Annotated in this window: 21 protein-coding genes; 12 read left to right on the forward strand and 9 right to left on the reverse strand. The window is 74.2% G+C overall.

Annotated features, from left to right (window positions below; all coding sequences use genetic code 11):
- Nucleotides 1–11 precede the first annotated feature (11 nt).
- On the reverse strand, nucleotides 12–1007 hold the full coding sequence (locus ACSUPT_RS19700; RefSeq protein WP_404144471.1) for a GNAT family N-acetyltransferase: 996 nt from the start codon (nucleotides 1005–1007) through the stop codon (nucleotides 12–14).
- Between the two features lie 114 nt (nucleotides 1008–1121).
- On the opposite strand from ACSUPT_RS19700, the gene fdxA reads away from it, so the two are divergent.
- Together fdxA and ACSUPT_RS19710 are read left to right on the forward strand one after the other, a co-directional pair.
- A complete protein-coding gene (fdxA, locus tag ACSUPT_RS19705; RefSeq protein ID WP_010474859.1) occupies nucleotides 1122–1442 on the forward strand; it encodes a ferredoxin in 321 nt (106 codons plus the stop codon).
- Between the two features lie 111 nt (nucleotides 1443–1553).
- Nucleotides 1554–2648, forward strand: coding sequence for a bifunctional succinyldiaminopimelate transaminase/glutamate-prephenate aminotransferase (locus ACSUPT_RS19710; RefSeq protein ID WP_365729439.1), 1095 nt, complete (start codon nucleotides 1554–1556; stop codon nucleotides 2646–2648).
- A gap of 107 nt (nucleotides 2649–2755) precedes the next feature.
- Here the strand turns inward: ACSUPT_RS19710 and ACSUPT_RS19715 are convergent, their stop codons facing one another.
- Nucleotides 2756–3169, reverse strand: coding sequence for an ATP-binding protein (locus tag ACSUPT_RS19715; RefSeq protein WP_351965677.1), 414 nt, complete (start codon nucleotides 3167–3169; stop codon nucleotides 2756–2758).
- A 442-nt stretch (nucleotides 3170–3611) separates the two neighbouring features.
- The gene (locus ACSUPT_RS19720) at nucleotides 3612–4643 is read right to left on the reverse strand and encodes a hypothetical protein (RefSeq protein WP_351965678.1); all 1032 of its coding nucleotides are present in this window, start codon (nucleotides 4641–4643) and stop codon (nucleotides 3612–3614) included.
- Between the two features lie 38 nt (nucleotides 4644–4681).
- Between ACSUPT_RS19720 and dapE the strand changes: the two genes are divergently transcribed.
- Nucleotides 4682–5785, forward strand: a complete 1104-nt coding sequence (gene dapE, locus ACSUPT_RS19725) for a succinyl-diaminopimelate desuccinylase (protein WP_361656784.1) — start codon at nucleotides 4682–4684, stop codon at nucleotides 5783–5785.
- 79 nt (nucleotides 5786–5864) lie between these two features.
- Entirely contained in the window at nucleotides 5865–6620 is a 756-nt protein-coding gene (locus ACSUPT_RS19730; protein ID WP_351965680.1) for a TIGR00730 family Rossman fold protein, read from the forward strand.
- A 186-nt stretch (nucleotides 6621–6806) separates the two neighbouring features.
- Here ACSUPT_RS19730 and folP read toward each other — a convergent pair whose 3' ends face one another.
- Nucleotides 6807–7667 carry a dihydropteroate synthase gene (gene folP, locus ACSUPT_RS19735; RefSeq protein ID WP_361656778.1) on the reverse strand — a complete coding sequence of 287 codons (861 nt, stop codon included), beginning with the start codon at nucleotides 7665–7667 and terminating at the stop codon, nucleotides 6807–6809.
- A gap of 137 nt (nucleotides 7668–7804) precedes the next feature.
- Here folP and ACSUPT_RS19740 point away from each other — a divergent pair, with 137 nt between their 5' ends.
- The gene (locus ACSUPT_RS19740; RefSeq protein ID WP_436945129.1) at nucleotides 7805–8299 is read left to right on the forward strand and encodes a DivIVA domain-containing protein; all 495 of its coding nucleotides are present in this window, start codon (nucleotides 7805–7807) and stop codon (nucleotides 8297–8299) included.
- Entirely contained in the window at nucleotides 8296–8898 is a 603-nt protein-coding gene (locus tag ACSUPT_RS19745; RefSeq protein WP_436945131.1) for a DNA-3-methyladenine glycosylase I, read from the forward strand. The genes ACSUPT_RS19740 and ACSUPT_RS19745 overlap by 4 nt, the downstream gene beginning before the upstream one ends.
- Here ACSUPT_RS19745 and ACSUPT_RS19750 read toward each other — a convergent pair.
- A complete protein-coding gene (locus ACSUPT_RS19750) occupies nucleotides 8895–9677 on the reverse strand; it encodes an enoyl-CoA hydratase/isomerase family protein (protein WP_351965683.1) in 783 nt (260 codons plus the stop codon). The genes ACSUPT_RS19745 and ACSUPT_RS19750 overlap by 4 nt on opposite strands.
- A 312-nt stretch (nucleotides 9678–9989) precedes the next feature.
- Between ACSUPT_RS19750 and ACSUPT_RS19755 the strand changes: the two genes are divergently transcribed.
- A complete protein-coding gene (locus ACSUPT_RS19755; RefSeq protein ID WP_010474836.1) occupies nucleotides 9990–10157 on the forward strand; it encodes a DUF3117 domain-containing protein in 168 nt (55 codons plus the stop codon).
- Between the two features lie 245 nt (nucleotides 10158–10402).
- On the opposite strand, the gene ACSUPT_RS19760 is transcribed toward ACSUPT_RS19755, so the two are convergent.
- Nucleotides 10403–10939: an O-methyltransferase gene (locus ACSUPT_RS19760; protein WP_028963846.1), complete on the reverse strand. Its 537-nt coding sequence runs from the start codon at nucleotides 10937–10939 to the stop codon at nucleotides 10403–10405.
- A gap of 273 nt (nucleotides 10940–11212) precedes the next feature.
- Between ACSUPT_RS19760 and sigE the strand changes: the two genes are divergently transcribed.
- The 5 genes from sigE (at nucleotide 11213) to ACSUPT_RS19785 (ending at nucleotide 16229) form a co-directional block, all read left to right on the forward strand.
- A complete protein-coding gene (gene sigE, locus ACSUPT_RS19765; protein WP_351965684.1) occupies nucleotides 11213–12004 on the forward strand; it encodes an RNA polymerase sigma factor SigE in 792 nt (263 codons plus the stop codon).
- Nucleotides 12001–12879, forward strand: coding sequence for a zf-HC2 domain-containing protein (locus ACSUPT_RS19770; protein WP_399216889.1), 879 nt, complete (start codon nucleotides 12001–12003; stop codon nucleotides 12877–12879). Before sigE ends, ACSUPT_RS19770 begins: the two co-directional genes overlap by 4 nt.
- 78 nt (nucleotides 12880–12957) lie before the next feature.
- Nucleotides 12958–14856: a S1C family serine protease gene (locus ACSUPT_RS19775; RefSeq protein ID WP_436946238.1), complete on the forward strand. Its 1899-nt coding sequence runs from the start codon at nucleotides 12958–12960 to the stop codon at nucleotides 14854–14856.
- 114 nt (nucleotides 14857–14970) lie between these two features.
- Complete coding sequence (locus ACSUPT_RS19780) at nucleotides 14971–15423, forward strand: sec-independent translocase (RefSeq protein ID WP_351965686.1); 453 nt, start codon at nucleotides 14971–14973, stop codon at nucleotides 15421–15423.
- Between the two features lie 137 nt (nucleotides 15424–15560).
- On the forward strand, nucleotides 15561–16229 hold the full coding sequence (locus ACSUPT_RS19785; protein ID WP_351965687.1) for a hypothetical protein: 669 nt from the start codon (nucleotides 15561–15563) through the stop codon (nucleotides 16227–16229).
- 83 nt (nucleotides 16230–16312) lie between these two features.
- Here the strand turns inward: ACSUPT_RS19785 and ACSUPT_RS19790 are convergent, their stop codons facing one another.
- The 3 genes from ACSUPT_RS19790 to ACSUPT_RS19800 are packed head-to-tail and all read right to left on the reverse strand — an operon-like array spanning nucleotide 16313 to nucleotide 19386.
- A complete protein-coding gene (locus ACSUPT_RS19790; protein ID WP_351965688.1) occupies nucleotides 16313–17446 on the reverse strand; it encodes an Mrp/NBP35 family ATP-binding protein in 1134 nt (377 codons plus the stop codon).
- A gap of 43 nt (nucleotides 17447–17489) precedes the next feature.
- Entirely contained in the window at nucleotides 17490–18116 is a 627-nt protein-coding gene (locus ACSUPT_RS19795; protein ID WP_351965689.1) for a DUF1003 domain-containing protein, read from the reverse strand.
- Nucleotides 18106–19386: a magnesium transporter MgtE N-terminal domain-containing protein gene (locus tag ACSUPT_RS19800; protein ID WP_351965690.1), complete on the reverse strand. Its 1281-nt coding sequence runs from the start codon at nucleotides 19384–19386 to the stop codon at nucleotides 18106–18108. Before ACSUPT_RS19800 ends, ACSUPT_RS19795 begins: the two co-directional genes overlap by 11 nt.
- Nucleotides 19387–19525: the final 139 nt, after the last annotated feature.

Raw genomic sequence — 19525 nt, forward strand, 5'->3', positions numbered from 1 at the left:
TCGGGTACCCCTCAGGAGACGCGGAAGTGGTGGTAGCGGTGGTGGACCGCGAAGCCCATGCCCTCGTACAGGGCGCGGGCCGCGTCGTTGTCGGTCTCCACCTGCAGCCAGGCCGCCGACGCGCCCTCCTCCAGCGCGCGGCCGGCCAGCGCGGCCATCACCGCCCGGGCGAGCCCCTGCCGCCGGTGCGCCGGGTCGACCTCCACCGCCATGAACCCCGCCCACCGTGCGTCGACCACACAGCGGCCGATCGCCACCGGCACCTCACCCTCGCCGGCTATCGAGGCGAACCACACCGAGGGCCCCGCGGACAGGACGCTCAGCACATGCGGGCCCGGTTCGCCCACCCGCTGGTACCGCCGCAGCCATGCCTCGTCCGGCGTACGGGACAGCGTCACGCGGCCCGTCCCGGCGGCCAGGTCCGCGACGGCCGCGAGGCCCCCGATCCGCACCTCCGCCGACACCTCGCGCCGCCAGCCCCGCTCCTCCAGCGCCGCGCACAGCGCCTCCTGGGTGCCCTCCGCGCCGGTCGCCGCCTGCACGTACGGGGGAAGGCCGCGCGCGGCGTACCAGTCGCGGACCCGGGCGAGCGCGTCGTCGAGGGGCATGCCGGGGTCGCCGAGCGCCAGGGCGGAGTTGGCCCTCCGGGTGAATCCGTGCGCGGCGCGCAGTGTCCACCCTCCGAGCGGTTCGCTCTCCACCGGCTGCCAGGCCCGCGCCTGGGCCCGCGCCAGCTCCTCGAAGCCCGCCGCGGGGCCGCGCCTGCGGGCCGGGGCGGCCGGGACGACCTTGCCCGCGACCAGCGACGACTCGGCGATCCGCACCGTCTCACCGGTCCGTCGTGTGATCAGCAGCACACCTTCTGCCCAGGATGTGAGAACGCCGACCGTGTCCGTGAACGTCTCCGCCTGGGAACCCGGATCGCCCAGGCGGCGGACAGACACCCGTTTGCCCACGTCAGAGGGTGTGATCTGGACTTCCAGGCGTCCGCCCGCAGTGAACTCCACAGCTCTGTCCGCCCCTCCTGTTCGGTTCGTCTCCAAGAACGGAGATACTAGGTGCGGGCATCGACGACGCCGCGCTCCCGCGCAGAGCCAGCCCTACCAAGGAGGAACGACAGCGTGACCTACGTCATCGCGCAGCCTTGTGTCGACGTGAAGGACAAGGCGTGCATCGAGGAGTGCCCCGTCGACTGCATCTACGAGGGCCAGCGGTCCTTGTACATCCACCCGGACGAATGCGTCGACTGCGGGGCCTGTGAGCCGGTCTGCCCGGTCGAGGCGATCTTCTACGAGGACGACACCCCGGAGGAGTGGAAGGACTACTACAAGGCGAACGTCGAGTTCTTCGACGAGCTCGGCTCGCCGGGTGGGGCCTCCAAGCTCGGTCTGATCGAGCGCGACCACCCCTTCATCGCCGCCCTGCCGCCGCAGAACGGCTGATCGCTTGATCCATCGTCGTCGGTCCCGTACGGCCCTCCAGCCGTACGGGACCGCGTCGTTCGTGCCCGCGGCGGGCCCGTCAGGCGCCGCATCCACGAGAAAGTGAGCACCGTGTCCGCAGTCTCCTCCCGCCTTCCCGTCTTCCCCTGGGACAAGCTGGAGCCCTACAAGAAGACGGCAGCGGCCCACCCCGACGGCATCGTCGACCTGTCGGTCGGCACCCCGGTGGACCCCGTACCCGAGCTGATCCGCCGGGCCCTGGTCGAGGCGGCCGACTCGCCCGGCTACCCCACGGTGTGGGGGACGGCCGCCCTCCGCGACGCCCTCACCGGCTGGTGCGAGCGCCGGCTGGGCGCCCGGGGCATCGCCCATCCGAACGTCCTGCCGGTCGTCGGCTCCAAGGAGCTGGTCGCCTGGCTGCCCACGCAGCTGGGCCTCGGCCCCGGCGACAAGGTCGCCTACCCGCGCCTGGCCTACCCGACGTACGAGGTCGGCGCCCGCCTCGCCGGCGCGACCCCGGTCGTGTACGACGACCCGACGGAGCTGGACCCGGCGGGCCTGCGGCTGCTGTGGCTCAACTCCCCGTCCAACCCGACGGGCCGCGTCCTCGCCAAGGACGAGCTGATCCGGATCGTCGCCTGGGCGCGCGAGCACGGCGTGCTGCTCTTCAGCGACGAGTGCTACCTGGAGCTCGGCTGGGAGGCCGACCCGGTGTCCGTGCTCCACGAGGACGTGTGCGGCGGCTCGTACGACGGGATCGTCGCCGTCCACTCGCTGTCCAAGCGGTCCAACCTGGCGGGCTACCGCGCCGCGTTCATCGCGGGCGACGCGGCCGTGCTGGGCGAGCTGCTCCAGATCCGCAAGCACGGCGGCATGATGACGGCCGCCCCGGTGCAGGCCGCGACGGTCGCCGCGCTGGGCGACGACGCCCATGTGCGCGAGCAGCGCGAGCGGTACGCGCGGCGGCGCGACGCGCTGCGGACGGCACTGGTGGCGCACGGCTTCCGCATCGAGCACAGCGAGGCGAGCCTCTACCTGTGGGCGACCCGCGACGAGCCCTGCTGGGACACCGTCGGGTACCTGGCGGAGCTGGGCGTGCTGGTCGCGCCGGGCGACTTCTACGGGACGGCCGGGGACCGCTTCGTGCGGGTCGCGTTCACCGCGACGGACGAGCGGGTCTCGGCCGCGGTCAAGCGCCTGGGCTGACGGCCGGCCCGGGGCGGGTGCCGCCGCCGGGCACGGGCGCACGGACACGGGAAGGGCCCGGATCGCGCGGTGCGATCCGGGCCCTCGCCGTACCGGGGGAGCGGGGGTCAGCCGAGCGGCGTGGAGACCGGCAGGCCGCCGAGGAGACCGTCGCCGGGCAGGCCCTTCTTGGCGGTGTCGCCGACGGCCTGGCCCGCGCCGCGCGCGACCTCGCCGACGGCCTTCTTGGCGGTCGGCGTGGCCTGGTCGGCCGCGCGGCCGAGGGTCTTGCCGGCGACCGGTACGGCCTTCTCCACGGTCTCGCCGCCCGCACCGCCCGCGAGGCCCGTGGCGTTCTCCGATGCGGCGCCGACCGTGTCCGTGACCTGCGCGGTGTCGAGGGCGGTGACGCCGCCGGCGAGGTCGCTGGTCTGGGGGAGGTCCACGGCGCTCGCGGAGCCGGCCGCACCGACCACGGAGGCCGCTCCCGCTGCGGTGAGCAGCGCGGCACTGGCGATCCGGCGGGTCAGGGGGAGGGACATGATGCTCCTTCGACGGGGAAGTGTCGTGTGGCTGTGATGCCTGTCCGACGATCGGACGCTGTGACAACCGCTGGGAGGCGGGGGGAGGTTGCGGTGACGCCGGGTAAAGAGTTGGCAATGCGCCCAATGATCGGCACCGCCCAAAACCGGGCAAACAAAGTGCCGGGCGAGCGTCCGCAGAATCGTCCCTCCGCAGTCCCCGCCGGGTGATCGCCCGACCCGCCGGTGCCGCGTGGAGCCCCTGGCCGCCGGGGGTTCCGGCGGGGCCCAAGCGGCCCGGTCGGGCGAACGGCCGGACGGCTGAGCGAATGGCGTCCGGGTGCGCCGTGATTACGCTGTGATAAGCGACGGCTACGATGCGCCGTCACGCTCCGGCGGCCCGGGGCGCGGGCGCCCACGCCCGGCGGGCCGGGGGCCGCCCCCGCTCCGGGGCCCGGCGCGCCTACTCCGCGACGCGGATGACGACCTCGGCCGTGTCCGGCCGCCCGCCCGAACCGTCCTCGCGCCAGCCCTCGTCCGCCTCGCGGGCGCTCCACACCCGGCCCGCGTACGCGACCTCGGTGACGCGCAGCGCCTGCGCCTGGGCCACCGCCCACTGCGCCAGCTCCCAGCCGCGCCGCGACCCGCCGTCCGCCGCGCCGCCCTCCGGCCCGGAGGAGTCCACCTGCGCGGGCACCGGCAGCCGCACCGTGCGGGGGTCGCCCCCGCCCTCCGGCCGCGCCGAAGCCGTACCGCCCGCGCCGCCCGGTGCCGTACCGCCGGGCCCCGTGCCGCCGCCCTTGCCGTCCTCGGGCCCGTCCGCCGCGCCGGCCCCGGGCGCCCCGCCCAGCACGGCCGGGCCGAACGCCCGCACCAGCTCGCCGCGCACCCGCTCCGGGTCGCCCGGCTTCGCCCCGCGTATCGGCGCGCAGGTGAGCGACGCCGCCGAGCGGCCCGTCAGCGCCGCCGCCAGCAGCGCCGCGTCCGGCTCGTGCTTCGCGTACGCCTGCGGGAAGCCGCTGCGCTGCACCCGCTGCGCGGCCACCGTCAGCGGCAGCCGCGAGTACCCCGGCACCTCGGCCAGCCGGTCGTAGAAGATGCCGGCCGAGTACACCGGGTCCATGATCTGCTCCGGCGTGCCCCAGCCCTGCGACGGCCGCTGCTGGAACAGGCCCAGCGAGTCGCGGTCGCCGTAGTCGATGTTGCGCAGCGCCGACTCCTGGAGCGCGGTCGCCAGCGCGATCGTCACGGCCCGCTCGGGCATCTTCCGGGTGGTGCCCACGGCGGAGATCGTCGCGGCGTTCGCCGCCTGCTCGGGCGAGAGGGTGTACGTGTGGCTTCCGCTGCCCACCACGCAGGTCGGGGTGCCGCCGCCGCCCGACTCGTACCGCATCGCCACATAACCGGCGACGGCCAGCAGGACGGCGAACGACGCCGCGACCCGGACACGGCGGCCGCGGCGGGGACGGGAAGCAGGAGCGGCGGACTCGGACACGCGGACAACCGTACTAGGGGCCGGGATAGGGTCGTCACATGCCCGACTCCCTGCCCGAAGCGCCCCTCCACACCGCTCTGGACCTGACGCTGGACGGTCCGGCACTGACCGCCGCCCTGGTCGACTTCCCGTCGGTCAGCGGCACCGAGAAGCCCCTCGCGGACGCCATCGAGGAGGCCCTGCGCGCCCTCCCGCACCTCACCGTCGACCGGTACGGCAACAACGTCGTCGCCCGCACCCACCTCGGCCGCGCCGAGCGGGTGGTCCTCGCCGGGCACATCGACACCGTCCCGATCGCCGACAACGTCCCCTCCCGGCTGGACGAGAACGGCGTCCTGTGGGGCTGCGGCACGTCCGACATGAAGTCCGGCGTCGCCGTCCAGCTCCGCATCGCCGCCACCGTGCCGGAGCCCAACCGCGACCTCACGTTCGTCTTCTACGACAACGAGGAGGTCGCCGCACACCTCAACGGTCTCGGACATGTGGCCGCCGCCCACCCCGACTGGCTCGCGGGCGACTTCGCCGTCCTGCTGGAGCCGTCCGACGGCGAGGTCGAGGGCGGCTGCCAGGGCACCCTGCGCGTCAGCCTCACCCTGCGTGGTGAGCGCGCCCACTCCGCCCGCTCCTGGATGGGCTCCAACGCCATTCACGCCGCCGCCCCCGTGCTCGCCCGCCTCGCCTCGTACGAACCGCGCCGCCCCGTCATCGACGGCCTGGAGTACCACGAGGGCCTCAACGCCGTCGGCATCACGGGCGGCGTCGCCACCAACGTCATCCCCGACGAGTGCACCGTCGTCGTGAACTTCCGCTACGCCCCCGACCGCACCCCGGAGGAGGCGGAGAAGCACGTACGGGAGGTGTTCGCCGACTGCGGTGTGGACGAGTTCGTGGTGGACGACCACTCCGGCGGCGCCCTGCCCGGTCTGTCCCACCCGGCCGCGGCGGCGTTCATGGAGGCCGTCGGCGGCACGGCCAAGCCCAAGTTCGGCTGGACCGACGTCTCCCGCTTCAGCGCCCTGGGCGTGCCCGCCGTCAACTACGGGCCCGGCAACCCGATCTTCGCGCACAAGCGGGACGAGCACGTCGTGACCGAGCGGATCACCCACTGCGAGCGGCGCCTGTACGACTGGCTCACTGCCTGACGACCACAATTTCGCCACTCTTCACATTTCCCGCCCTACGCTGACCCTGGCAAACGATGTTCAGCGGAGGGAGCAGATCATGGGGAAGCCCGAGGCCGAGGGACTGCGAGCACTGGCGGAGCAGCGGCTGGGGCCGGTGCTCCGCCGCAGGGATCAGGTCCAGCCCGGCACGGCCGATCAGCGGCTCCTGGACACGGCGGGCGACTCGGACTGGGTCCACACCGACCCCTGGCGGGTCATGCGCATCCAGTCCGAGTTCGTCGAGGGCTTCGGCGCGCTGGCCGAACTGCCCAGCGCGATCAGCGTCTTCGGCTCGGCCCGCACCCCGGCCGGCACCCCCGAGTACGAGGCGGGCGTGAAGCTCGGCCGGGCGCTCGTCGAGGCGGGCTTCGCCGTCATCACGGGCGGCGGGCCGGGCGCCATGGAGGCCGCGAACAAGGGCGCGCGCGAGGCGAAGGGCATCTCCGTCGGCCTCGGCATCGAGCTGCCGTTCGAGCAGGGGATCAACCCGCACGTCGACATCGGCATCAACTTCCGCTACTTCTTCGTGCGGAAGACGATGTTCGTCAAGTACGCGCAGGGCTTCGTCGTCCTGCCCGGCGGCCTCGGGACGCTCGACGAGCTGTTCGAGGCGCTGACCCTCGTCCAGACGCGCAAGGTCACCCGCTTCCCGATCGTCCTGTTCGGCACGGAGTACTGGTCCGGCCTCGTCGACTGGCTGCGCGACACCGTCATCGCGCAGGGCAAGGCCGCCGAGCGGGACCTGATGCTGTTCCACGTCACGGACGACGTGGACGAGGCCGTCGCCCTGGTCAGCAAGGAAGCCGGCCGCTGAACCCCCGCGCCCGCCGGGAGGCGCCCGCCCGGGCTTCCGCCTCCCGGCGGGCGCGGCGGTCAGGGGGCCGACGCGACCGGACCGGTCACCGCCGGCCCCGCGGGCCCCGGCCGGCCGGCTCGCGCCGCGTGGGTCGCGATCCGGACCGGCAGGCGCCGGTGCGCGCGGGCCGTGCGGCGGGACGGCTCACGCCAGCCCGCGCCGGGCCACCGCCGGCTCCCGGTGCCCGGCGATGCTCGCCACCATGTCCAGCACCTGCCGCGTCTCCGCGACCTCGTGCACCCGGTACACCTGGGCGCCCAGCCACGCCGACACCGCCGTCGTCGCCAGCGTCCCGAGGACCCGCTCCTTCACCGGCCGGTCCAGCGTCTCGCCCACGAAGTCCTTGTTCGACAGGGACACCAGCACCGGCCACCCCGTCTCCACCATCTCCCCGAGCCGCCGCGTCGCCTCCAGCGAGTGCCGGGTGTTCTTCCCGAAGTCGTGACCCGGGTCGATCAGCACCGACTCGCGCGGCACGCCCAGCTCCACCGCCCGCTCGGCCAGCCCGACCGTGACGCGCAGGATGTCCGCCATCACGTCGTCGTACGTGACCCGGTGCGGCCGGGTGCGCGGCTCGGCGCCGCCCGCGTGGGTGCACACCAGACCCACCCGGTACCGGGCGGCGACCTCCGCGAGCTTGGGGTCCACACCGCCCCACGCGTCGTTCAGCAGGTCCGCGCCGGCCTCGCACACGGCCTCGCCGACCTCGTGCCGCCAGGTGTCCACGCTGATCACCACGTCGGGGTGGCGGCGCCGCACCTCGGCCACGAAGCCGACCGTGCGCCGCGCCTCCTCGTCGGCGTCGACCTCCTCGCCGGGCCCCGCCTTCACCCCGCCGATGTCGATGATCGCCGCGCCCTCGGCCACGGCCTGCTCCACCCGCTCCAGCGCGGGCTCGTCGCGGAACGTGGCCCCCTGGTCGTAGAAGGAGTCCGGGGTCCTGTTCACGATCGCCATGACCACCGGCTCGTGCGCGTCGAATTCGCGTCGTCCCAGGCGCAGCATCCCGTAAGTCCTCCTCGCGTAACGTCCCTGCGACCCTAACCGCAGCGACCGCATGGCACGATCGGCACCGGACGTTCTACGCTCCATGTTTCCGGCCCCGGGAGAGGCGCACTGTGTTCTGGTTCTTGGCTGTAGCCATGGTCGTCGTCGTGGCCGCGGTGACCCTAGCGGTGGTCGGCGGCCCGGAGAACGAGGTGCTGCCCGAGGCGCCGCCCGAGCACCTGGCCGACCCGCTGCCGCTCACCCGGCCCGTCACCCGCGCCGACGTGGAGACGCTGCGGCTGCCGCTCGCCCCGCGCGGCTACCGGATGACCGACGTCGACGACGTGCTGGACCGGCTGGCCGCCGAACTGGCCGAGCGGGACGCCCGCATCGCGGAGCTGGAGTCCGCGCTGGCCGGCGCCCAGGCCACCGCGTCCGGCCGCACGGACCTCTTCGCCAAGCACCCGGCCCCCGAGCCGCCCGCGTACGACGACGCGACGGCGTACGAGGACACGGCCGCGCCCGGCACCACCGCGTACGACGACACGGCCGCGCCCGGCGACAGCGCCGGTCACGGCGACCGCGGGACGCGCCAGGACGGCGGCGTACGGGACGGCGGCGACGCGCGGGACGGGGAGGGGCACCGGTGACCGGCGGGGCCGTGCCCGGACCGGACGGCGCGCCGCGCTGCCCGTGGGGCGTGTCGACCCCCGACTACTTGCCGTACCACGACGGCGAGTGGGGCCGCCCCGTCCACGGTGACGACGCCCTGTTCGAACGGCTCTGCCTGGAGGCGTTCCAGTCCGGTCTGTCGTGGATCACGATCCTGCGCCGCCGGGAGGGCTTCCGGCGGGCCTTCGCGGACTTCCGGATCGCGGCCGTCGCCGCGTTCACGGACACCGACAGGGAGCGGCTCCTCGCCGACGAGGGCATCATCCGCAACCGGGCCAAGATCGACGCGACGCTCGCCAACGCGCGGGTCCTCGCCGGGTGGGAACCCGGGGAGCTGGACCGGCTGATCTGGTCCCACGCCCCGGACCCGGCGACCCGCCCGGTGCCCCGCACCCTCGCGGACGTCCCCGCGGTCACGCCGGAGTCGACGGCCCTGGCGAAGGCCCTGAAGCAGCGCGGCATCCGCTTCGTCGGCCCCACCACGGCATACGCGCTGATGCAGGCGTGCGGCCTGGTCGACGACCACCTCGCGGACTGCGTCGCCCGCACCACGCGCCCGGCCGTCCCCGCCTCCTAGCGGCCGACGTACTTCGGCTTCTCCTTGGCGAGGAACGCCTCCACCGCGATCCGGTGGTCCTCGGAGGCGCCCGCACGCGTCTGCAGCTCGTCCTCCTTGACCAGCGACTCCTCCAGGGTGTGCCCGGCGCCGTACGCCATGGCCTCCTTGATCGACGCGTACGCCAGCGTCGGCCCCTCCGCCAGGGCTCGCGCGGTCCTCAGCGCCTCGGCGGCCAGGTCGGCGGCCGGTACGAGCTTGTTCACCAGGCCCAGCTCGTACGCCTCGCTAGCCGACAGGGAGCGCGGGAACATCATCAGGTCGGCGGCCCGGCTGGCGCCGATCAGGCGGGGCAGCGTCCAGGAGAGGCCCGAGTCGGCGCTGAGCGCCACCCCGGCGAACGAGGTGTTGAACGACGCCGTGTCCGCGACGACCCGGTAGTCCGCCGCCAGCGCGAAGCCGAAGCCGGCACCCGCCGCGACCCCGTTCACCCCGGCCACCACGGGCTTGGGCATGCCGGTGATCGCCCGGACGATCGGGTTGTAGTGCTCCCGTACGGTCCGCATGGCGTCCTCGCCGGTCAGCGACCGCACATGCTCCTTGAGGTCCTGGCCCACGCAGAAGGCCCGGCCCGTCGCCGTCAGCAGCACCGCGCGCACGGCCGGATCGGCGCCGGCGGCCTGCAGGGCGTCCCGCAGGGCGACCTTCGCCTCGGTGTTCATCGCGTTCATCGCGTCCGGCCGGTTGATGGTGACGGTGGCGAGTCCGTCGTTCACCTCGTACAGCACGGTGTCGGCCATGGCAGGGTCCCCTTTGCGGCTCCGGCGGTCGTGTCCCGCCCAGCATGGCGGAGATCATCGGGCTCCGGCATGTGACCTGCGTCAAACGACGGGCGCCCGCGCGGGACGCGGCAGCGGCGAAGTATGGCAGGAGGATCGCCGAAATGAGGGGTTTTGCGAGATCACGTTGCCCAAGCTGTCCGGCCCGATGTTGGTCATCGGGTGTCGCCATGCGGGATAATGACCTGGAAGCAATGTGTTCGACGCCGGTCCGCGCCCTTTCCCGAGGGCCATCGGCTGAACGATGAGCTGGTTTCAGGAAGGGGAACGAGCATGGCGGCCATGAAGCCGCGGACGGGCGACGGCCCGCTCGAGGTGACCAAGGAGGGGCGGGGCATCGTCATGCGCGTTCCGCTCGAAGGCGGCGGTCGGCTTGTCGTCGAGCTGACCCCGGACGAGGCCGTAGCCCTCGGCGAGGAGCTGAAGAAGGTCACGAGCTGACGCTTACGCCCCACGTTTTCCCGATCGCCCCGGCCGGTGCCCGCACCGCGCCGGGGCTTTCGCTCGCAGGGGCCGTACGTCCCCGAGGGCTCCGGTCCCGGGCGCGGGCGCCGCGGCGGGTGCCCGCCCGGCGGGCGCGCGGCTCCCGACCGGCCTCCCGCACACGCGTGGACCTCCCGGCCCCGTTCGGCCCGCCCCGTCGCGCCTGACGCCCGCGTGGACTCCGCTCCGCGCCACCGGGAGGTTCAGCCCCGGCGTACGGCGCAGAGCAGCCCGTCGCCCACCGGCAGCAGCGACGGCACCAGCGCGTCGCTCTCCCGGACCGTCCGCAGCAGCTCGCGCAGCGTCAGCACCTCCACCGGCTGGACGCCCGAGTCGACCGTCCGGCCGTCCGCGAAGACGCCCTCGAAGCACACCAGGCCGCCCGGCCGCAGCAGCCGCAACGATTCGTCGAGGTACGCCAGGTACTCGGTGCGGTCGCCGTCGCAGAAGACCACGTCGTATCCGCCGTCCGCCAGCCTCGGCAGCACGTCCAGCGCCCGGCCGGGGATGAAGCGGGCCCGGTTCCCGGCGAAGCCCGCCGCGCGGAACGCCTGCTTGGCGAACTGCTGCCGGTCCGGCTCCGGGTCCACGGTGGTGAGCACCCCGTCCGGCCGCATGCCCAGCAGGAGGTAGATCCCGGAGACGCCGGTGCCCGTGCCGATCTCCGCGACGGCCTTGGCGTCCGCCGTGGCGGCGAGCATCCGCAGTGCGGCACCGGTGCCGGGGGACACCGAGGGCACCCCTGCCTCCCGGGCCCGGTCCCGGGCCCAGCGCAGAGCGTCGTCCTCGGCCGCGAAGGCGTCGGCGAAGGCCCAGCTCGTCTGCCGGTTGGCGGTAATGACCCTCTCCTGTTCCCGTAGTTGGCAACGGTGACTGTAGTCGCTCGCGGTCGGGAACCCGCAGATGGGACCAGGCGTTGGGAAGGGGTGGGGGCGGCCGGGCGGACCCAAGACCCGAAGTCGGTCCCAAATTCTCGTAAAGATTCTTATCCGGAGCTAACGGGCGAGGTGGCTATGGTAGGGGCTCCACTGGACACCACCAGAGCCGACAGGGGAGGTGCGGCTGCGCCTGTGGATCGGAGAGGAGCGCGTTTGCGGCGCTTCCTCAGGTCGGCGGGTGAGCCGAAATCCGTGACCGACACCGCTGACAGCACCCATGCCGCCACCGAGACCGCAGCCACGACGGCGACCTTCGCATCGGATGCGGAATCGCAGGCGTGGGCTCCCCCGACCTGGGAGGAGATCGTCAGCACGCACAGCGGCCGCGTGTACCGCCTCGCCTACCGTCTGACGGGCAACCAGCACGACGCCGAGGACCTCACCCAGGAGGTCTTCGTCCGCGTCTTCCGCTCGCTGTCGACCTACACCCCCGGCACGTTCGAGGGCTGGCTGCACCGCATCACCACGAACCTGTTCCTGGACATGGTGCGGCGCAAGCAGCGCATCCGCTTCGACGCGCTCGGCGAGGACGCGGCCGAGCGGCTGCCCAGCCGCGAGCCGTCGCCCCAGCAGGCCTTCCACGACACGCACTTCGACGCGGACGTGCAGCAGGCGCTGGACACGCTGGCGCCGGAGTTCCGCGCCGCCGTCGTGCTCTGCGACATCGAGGGCCTGTCGTACGAGGAGATCGCCGCGACGCTCGGCGTGAAGCTCGGCACGGTCCGCAGCCGCATCCACCGCGGCCGGTCGCATCTGCGCAAGGCGCTCAAGCACCGCTCGCCCGAGGCGCGGGCCGGAGCGCAGCGCGTCATCGCACGGCCCGAGCGCGCGTTCGTCGCCGTGGGGGCGGAGGGCGGAGCCGCGTGAGTGGCACACGTCCGACCCCAGCGGAACAGCATCTGGGGGACCGGCTCGCCGCGCTGGTCGACGGCGAGCTGGGTCATGACGCCCGCGAGCGGGTCCTCGCCCATCTGGCGACGTGCGCCCGCTGCAAAGCCGAGGCGGACGCGCAGCGCCGCCTGAAGAACTACTTCGCCGAAGCCGCCCCGCCCCCGCCCCCCGCGGGGCTGCTGGCGCGTCTGCAGGGTCTGCCCGGCGGCGCCGCATCCGACGGCGGCCCGCCGTTCGGCGGCGGCGGCCTCCCGGGCGGCGCGCTGGGCACCGGCCAGGTGGGGCCCGGGCACGCCCGGGACGGCGGACGTCCCGGTTCCGCGCCCGGTCCGTTCGGGATGCGGCCCGGCGGCTTCGGCTACGTCCCGGCCGACGAGCACGCCCCCGCCGAGCGGGCGGGCTTCCGCATCCACGAGGTCGGCCGCGAAGGCGACCGGTCGCCGTGGCGTGCCCGCAGGTTCGCGTTCGCCGCGGCGAGCGCCGTGTCGTTCGCCGCCATCGCGCTGAGCGGTGCCGTGCCGACCGTCACGACCGTGGACGCGCGCGGCGAGGGCTCGGGGAACAACGTGACGCCGCTGCGGTCCCCGTCCGCCGGGCAGCCGGCCACCGCGGAGAACAGCCGCCGCCGCTCCGCCACGGGCGTCGGCGCGGGCACGGGCACGGGACGGTTCGCGGACCGGCCCGGCATCCTCGCGCCCGGCGCCGTCCAGGTGCGCGCCCAGCACCCGGCCGCCCCGCCGTTCCTCCACACGGCCACACCGCTGATCGGCGCGAACACGCTGCCGCTGATAGGCGCCCCCGTTCCCGTACGGACGGCGCACCCGTCACCCAAGGCGCCCCCGATACCCTGAACGGCGCCCTGGCCCACCTGGTTGAATCCGTGGTCAGGGGCGCCGGAGGGGCGCTGAGTGGCCAGTAGCGGGGAGAACATGGACGACGGGAAGCCCACCCAGCCCAAGCGAACCTGGTGGAGCCGCCCCACCCCGCGTGGGGCGGCCGCCGCGCCGGTCCCGGCGGGCCCCCCGGCCCAGCCGCCCGCCCCCGCCGAGGGCGCGGCGCCCGCTCCGGGCCCGTCCCTGACCAAGAGCGTCCCGCCCCAGCTGGACGCCGCCCCAGCCCCGGCCCAGGCGACACCCGGCACGGCGGACGCGGCGGGCACCCCGGATGCCGCTGCCCCTGCCGCCGCGGAGGTCCCTGCCGTTGCCGAGGCCCCAGCCGTGGCCGCCCCCCGCCGGCCCGAGGCGCCGGCATCCACCGCCCCGCAGCCGGCCACCGCCCCCGAGCCGGCCCCCGCCCAGACCGGAGCGGCACCCGCGCAGGCCCCGGCGGCGGCACCCGCGCAGGTCCCGCCGGCCGCGCCCGAAGCCGCTCCCGGCGCGCACCGCCCCGGCGGCACTCCGCTGCACGCGCCCGACGAGTACCGCACCCCGCCCTACGGCGAGCCCGGACCCTGGGCGCCCGCGCCACCCGTCCAGCGCCCCGTCCTCGGCCACACCCCCGCCTACGGCACCCCGGCCCCCGCCCCCGCCGCGGCCCCGCCGCCCCACGTCCGGCCCCCCGCACCGCACGGCCCCGCGCCCGCCCCCGCCGCCCCGGCTCCCCGGGTGCCCGCGCAGTGGGGCCAGTACGACCCGTGGAACCGGCCCGCCGCCCAGCCGCTCACCGGCGGCAGCGGCCACGGCCCCGGCGGCGGCCACGGCACCGGCGGTGCGCCGCGCAGGCCGCGCAGGGGCCTGGCGCTCGTCGGCGCGCTGGTGTTCGCGCTGCTCACCGGGGTCATCGGCGGCGCCGTCGGCGCGTACGTGGAACGCAACGGCGGCCTCACCACCGTCGAGCTGCCCCAGGCCGGGGCGGGCGGCCAGGACCGCGCGCCGGACAGCGTCGCCGGGATCGCCGCCCGCGCCCTGCCCAGTGTGGTCACCCTCCATGTGAGCGGCGGCGGCGCGCAGGGCACCGGCACCGGCTTCGTCCTCGACAAGCGCGGCCACATCCTCACCAACCACCACGTCGTCGACTCCGGGGAGGACGGCGGCGAGATCACCGTCACCTTCAGCGGCGGGGAGACCGCCCGTGCCACGCTCGTCGGCGGCGACAGCGGCTACGACCTCGCCGTCGTCCGCGTCACCGGTGTGAAGAACCTCGCGCCGCTGCCGCTCGGCAACTCCGACGGCGTCCGCGTCGGCGACCCCGTCGTCGCCATCGGCGCCCCCTTCGACCTCCAGAACACCGTCACCTCCGGCATCATCAGCGCCAAGGGCCGCCCCATCACGGCGGGCGGCGACAAGGGGGACGGCAGCGACATCAGCTATGTCGACGCCCTGCAGACCGACGCCCCGATAAACCCGGGCAACTCCGGCGGCCCCCTCCTCGACGCGCAGGCCCGCGTCATCGGCATCAACAGCGCCATCCGCGCCGCCGACAGCGGCTCCGGCATCGACGACGGCCAGTCCGGCTCCATCGGCCTCGGCTTCGCGATCCCCATCAACCAGGGCAAGCGCGTCGCCGAGGAGCTGATCAACACCGGCAGGGCCACCCACCCGGTCATCGGCGTCAGCCTCGACATGAAGTTCGCCGGCGACGGCGCCCGCGTCGCGGACAAGGCGCAGGACGGCGGCGCGTCCGTCACCCCCGGCGGCCCGGCCGCCAAGGCGGGCATCCGCCCCGGCGACGTGATCACCAAGGTCGACGGCGAGCGCGTCCACAGCGGCGAGGAGCTGATCGTCAAGATCCGCGCCCACCGGCCCGGCGACGCGCTCGTCCTCACCGTGCGGCGCGGCACCCGTGAGGCGTCCCACACGCTGACGCTCGGCTCGTCGGCGGAGGGCTGACGGCCGAACGGCTGAGGGCCCCGCCGGGCCCGGCGGGACCGCCCCGGTGGCAGTCCCGCCGCGGCGGGGAAGCGGGTACCTTGGTGCAGCGGAGACCTGAGGAGGAGCAACAAGGTGTTCAGTGACATAGGCGCACTCGAGGTGGTGGCGCTGGTGATCCTCGCCGTGCTCATCTGGGGTCCCGACAAGCTGCCGCAGCTCATCCAGGACGTCAGCGGATTCATCCGCAAGATCCGGAACTTCTCCGAGAGCGCCAAGCAGGACATCCGCAGCGAGCTCGGCCCCGAGTTCAAGGACTTCGAGTTCGAGGACCTCAACCCGAAGACCTTCATCCGCAAGCAGCTCGCTGAGAACCCGGACCTCAAGGACCTCCACGAGCTGCGCAGCAGCTTCGACCTCCGCAAGGAGATCGACGACCTCGCCGGCGCCGTGAAGGACAACGTCTCCGGCACGGCGGTCACCGGCACGGCCGCGGCCGCGGGCTCCGCCGCCGCGCCCGAGCTGCTGAAGAAGCGCGACACGTCCGGCTCGTACGACCGGCCGCCCTTCGACGCCGACGCCACCTGACCGGACCGGGCGACCGCGGAGTCCTAGGCCACCCGGAGCATCCGGCGGGCCCTCGGGAGCGGGACTTCCCGGACGAGTCCCTCCCCGGTGGCTATCCTCTCCCTCTGTCCGAACGGATCGAGGAGGCGGCCGGGCAGATGGAGACCACGAGTCGGGTGGGGGCACAGGCACAGCCGACGCCCAGCACCACACCCACGTCCGAGGGGGTGCCTCCGGCCCGTCGCACCGTCGACGGGTATCTGCGGGCCCCCTTCCCCTGGTACGGGCTGGACGAGGCGTTCGCCGGCCCGCGCTGGCTGATGCAGGTCGGCACCGCGGCGGACGGCAGCGTCCAGCACGGCTCGACCGGCCACGGCGAGGAGCCGTCGATACGGCCGGAGGCGGCCGGCCAGGACCGCGGCGCGTTCGCCGTGGTCGTCACCGTCGCCGCGCAGCCGACGCGCGGCTCGGGCGACGGCACGGGCGTCCTGGACGCCACCGGCGTGTCCTCCGCGGCCTGGCTCGCCGGGTCGGGGCTGCTCGCGTACACCTGGCCCGCCCAGCTGGACCACGCGCTGCGCGGCGAGTGGCTGGACCAGCAGACGGAGACCGCGTTCGCGCTGGCCGACGACCTGGACGGCGCGGCCTGGACGACGCTGTCGCTCCCCGTGGACGGGGTGCCGCGGCCGTTCCACTACCGCGAGTCCGAGTTCGGCTGGGTCCTGGCCGGCACCACCGGCCGCGTCCACCTCGGCGCGTACGGGCGCGGGATGAGCGCGTACGGCCTCGGTTTCGCCGTCGTCCCGGACATCACGGCCTACGCCTGACCCCCGGGCACGCCCGTGGGCGTACGGCGAAGGGGCGCCGCTCGACGTGAGCGGCGCCCCTTCGCCATGAGGCCGTATCGGCGTCAGAACTTGTTGCGGGGCGTGATGCCCAGGGACATGCCGGACAGGCCGCGCTGACGGCCGCCGAGCTTGCCCGCGATGGCGCGCAGCGCCGCACCGGCCGGCGAGTCCGGGTCGGACAGGACGACGGGCTTGCCCTCGTCGCCGCCCTCCCGCAGCCGCATGTCGATCGGGATGGAGCCGAGCACCGGCACCGTCGCGCCGGTCGTGCGGGTCAGCCCGTCGGCGACCTTCTGGCCGCCGCCCGTGCCGAACACGTCGACCATCTCGTCGCAGTGCGGGCAGGGCAGGCCCGACATGTTCTCCACGACGCCGACGATCTTCTGGTGGGTCTGCACGGCGATCGAACCGGCCCGCTCCGCCACCTCGGCGGCCGCCTGCTGCGGCGTCGTGACGACCAGGATCTCGGCGTTCGGCACCAGCTGCGCCACGGAGATCGCGATGTCGCCGGTGCCCGGCGGGAGGTCGAGCAGCAGCACGTCCAGGTCGCCCCAGTACACGTCCGCGAGGAACTGCTGGAGCGCGCGGTGCAGCATCGGGCCGCGCCACACGACGGGGGTGTTGCCCGGGGTGAACATGCCGATCGAGATGACCTTCACGCCGTGCGCCGACGGCGGCATGATCATGTTCTCGACCTGGGTGGGCTGCCCGTCGGCGCCCAGCATGCGGGGCACGCTGTGGCCGTAGATGTCGGCGTCGACGACACCGACCTTCAGCCCGTCGGCGGCCATCGCGGCGGCCAGGTTCACCGTCACCGACGACTTGCCGACGCCGCCCTTGCCGGACGCGACCGCGTACACACGGGTCAGCGAGCCGGGCTTCGCGAAGGGCACCTCGCGCTCGGCGGTCGTGCCGCGCAGCGCGGCGGCGAGCTCCTTGCGCTGCTCGTCGCTCATCACGTCCAGCGACACGTCGACGCGGGTGACGCCCTCGACGCGGGCGACCGCGTCGTGCACGTTCTTCGTGATGGTCTCGCGCATCGGGCAGCCGGAGACCGTCAGGTACACGGACACGGCCACCGCGCCGTCCGCCCCGATCTCGACTGACTTGACCATGCCGAGATCGGTGATCGGTCGGTTGATCTCGGGGTCGTTCACCGTCGCCAGTGCCTCGCGCACCGCGTCTTCCGTCGTCATACGGACGATGGTACGGCGCCGACCACGGGCCCCGGAAAGCCCGTCAGCGGTCGCCTTCGTCACGTCCGGGCGCCCCGGAGGGCGGCAGTACCGAGCCGCGCTCCTCCAGCTCGCGCACCAGGTCCTCCAGCTCGGAGCGGATCCAGTCGCGGGTGGCGACCTCGCCGAGGCCCATCCGCAGCGCGGCGACCTCCCGCGTCAGGTACTCGGTGTCCGCGATGGACCGCTCGTTCTGCGCCCGGTCCTGCTCCAGGTTGACCCGGTCCCGGTCGTCCTGCCGGTTCTGCGCGAGGAGGATCAGCGGGGCCGCGTACGACGCCTGCAGCGACAGCATCAGCGTGAGGAAGATGAACGGGTACGGGTCGAAGCGCAGCGGGTCCGGCATGGTGACGTTCCAGATCAGCCATGTGATGATCACCACCGTCATCCAGACGATGAACCGGCCCGTGCCCAGGAACCGGGCGATCCGCTCCGACAGCCGCCCGAACGCCTCCGGGTCGTACTCCGGCAGCAGCCTGGGCCGCCGCACCCGCGGCTGGTCCAGCGGCTGGTCGAGCCGGGTGCGCGGCGCCGACCGGTCCCGCCCGCCCGCACGGTCGCGGGCGGCGCGTTCCCGCCCGCCCGCCCGGTCGCGTCCGGGGCCCCGCTCGGGGGCGCGGTCAGGCACCATGCGCGACCTCCCGCTCCGCTTCCGGCCCGAACTCGGTCTCCCGCCAGTCGTCCGGCAGCAGGTGGTCCAGCACGTCGTCCACGGTGACCGCGCCGAGCAGCGACCCGCTGTCGTCCACCACGGGCGCCGCGACCAGGTTGTACGCGGCGAGATGGCTGGTCACGGCCGGCAGCGGGGTGTCGGGGGACAGCGGCTCCAGGTCCGTGTCGACGATCGCGGACACCAGCGTGAAGGGCGGGTCCCGCAGCAGCCGCTGGAAGTGGACCGTGCCCAGGAACTTCCCCGTGGGCGTCTCGTCGGGCGGCCGGCACACGTACACCTGCGCCGCCAGGGCGGGGGAGAGGTCCTGCTGCCGTACGCGCGCGAGGGCGTCGGCGACCGTGGCGTCCGGGCGCAGCACGATCGGCTCCGTCGTCATCAGACCGCCCGCGGTGCGCTCCTCGTACGACATCAGCCGCCGCACGTCCGCCGCGTCGTCCGGGCGCATCAGCCGCAGGAGGCGCTCCTTCTCGTCCTCCGGCAGTTCCGAGAGCAGGTCGGCGGCGTCGTCCGGGTCCATCGCCTCCAGCACGTCGGCGGCCCGCTCCGCCTTCAGCTTGCCGAGGATCTCGATCTGGTCGTCCTCGGGCAGCTCCTCCAGCACGTCCGCCAGCCGGTCGTCGTGGAGGGCCGCGGCGACCTCGGCGCGCCGCTTGGGCGTCAGGTGGTGCAGCGCGTTCGCCAGGTCGGCGGGGCGCATCTGCTCGAAGGTGGCGACCAGGTTCTCCGCGCCCTGCCCGACCTCCTCCAGCGAGAAGCCGGTCACCGCCGACCACTCCACGGTCAGCGTCTCGCCCTTGCGGCGCAGCGCCCCGCCCCCGCCGCGGCGTACGAAGACCCGGTCGATCTCCCAGTCGCGCCGGGCCGGCAGCTGGCGCATCGCCACGTCGAGGACGGTCACCTCGTCACCGCTGTCGACGAGGGTGACGCGCCGGTCGAGCAGTTCGCCGAGGACCAGGCGCTCGGTGGGGCGCTGTTCGAAGCGGCGTACGTTGAGCACCCCCGTCGTGATGACCTGGCCCGACTCGATGCCGGTCACCCGGGTCATCGGCAGGAAGATCCGGCGGCGGCCGATCACCTCCACGACGAGGCCCAGCACGCGCGGCGGCCTGCGTCCCACGCGCAGCATGGCGACGAGGTCCCGCACCCGGCCCACCTGGTCGCCGCTGGGGTCGAAGACCGGCGCCCCGGCGAGGTGCGAGACGAAGATCCGGGCGGCGCCTCCTGCCATCCCCGCGCCTCCTCCCATCCGCGTGACCGTCAACCGACATGCCGCTTATGCCCACAGTCCGGTGATTCAGGCTAGCTTGATCTGCTTCGGGTCGCCCGGGCAGGGCGTCCGTCCGGCTCCGTTCGGAACGCGCGACACG

Origin of the sequence: Streptomyces sp. SudanB25_2051 (genome assembly GCF_964272635.1) — a bacterium.
Classification (GTDB): Bacteria; Actinomycetota; Actinomycetes; order Streptomycetales; family Streptomycetaceae; genus Streptomyces.

Bases quoted from the DNA above. Each gene is read 5' to 3' on its own strand.
- ACSUPT_RS19750 (WP_351965683.1), bottom strand. From the start codon at position 9,677: ATGGCCGACACCGTGCTGTACGAGGTGAACGACGGACTCGCCACCGTC.
- ACSUPT_RS19795 (WP_351965689.1), bottom strand. From the start codon at position 18,116: ATGGTGCCTGACCGCGCCCCCGAGCGGGGCCCCGGACGCGACCGGGCG.
- ACSUPT_RS19785 (WP_351965687.1), top strand. From the start codon at position 15,561: ATGGAGACCACGAGTCGGGTGGGGGCACAGGCACAGCCGACGCCCAGC.
- ACSUPT_RS19775 (WP_436946238.1), top strand. From the start codon at position 12,958: ATGGACGACGGGAAGCCCACCCAGCCCAAGCGAACCTGGTGGAGCCGC.
- ACSUPT_RS19790 (WP_351965688.1), bottom strand. From the start codon at position 17,446: ATGACGACGGAAGACGCGGTGCGCGAGGCACTGGCGACGGTGAACGAC.
- ACSUPT_RS19800 (WP_351965690.1), bottom strand. From the start codon at position 19,386: ATGGCAGGAGGCGCCGCCCGGATCTTCGTCTCGCACCTCGCCGGGGCG.
- folP (WP_361656778.1), bottom strand. From the start codon at position 7,667: ATGCTGCGCCTGGGACGACGCGAATTCGACGCGCACGAGCCGGTGGTC.
- ACSUPT_RS19715 (WP_351965677.1), bottom strand. From the start codon at position 3,169: ATGTCCCTCCCCCTGACCCGCCGGATCGCCAGTGCCGCGCTGCTCACC.
- ACSUPT_RS19730 (WP_351965680.1), top strand. From the start codon at position 5,865: ATGGGGAAGCCCGAGGCCGAGGGACTGCGAGCACTGGCGGAGCAGCGG.
- dapE (WP_361656784.1), top strand. From the start codon at position 4,682: ATGCCCGACTCCCTGCCCGAAGCGCCCCTCCACACCGCTCTGGACCTG.
- ACSUPT_RS19740 (WP_436945129.1), top strand. From the start codon at position 7,805: ATGGTCGTCGTCGTGGCCGCGGTGACCCTAGCGGTGGTCGGCGGCCCG.
- sigE (WP_351965684.1), top strand. From the start codon at position 11,213: ATGGTAGGGGCTCCACTGGACACCACCAGAGCCGACAGGGGAGGTGCG.
- ACSUPT_RS19755 (WP_010474836.1), top strand. From the start codon at position 9,990: ATGGCGGCCATGAAGCCGCGGACGGGCGACGGCCCGCTCGAGGTGACC.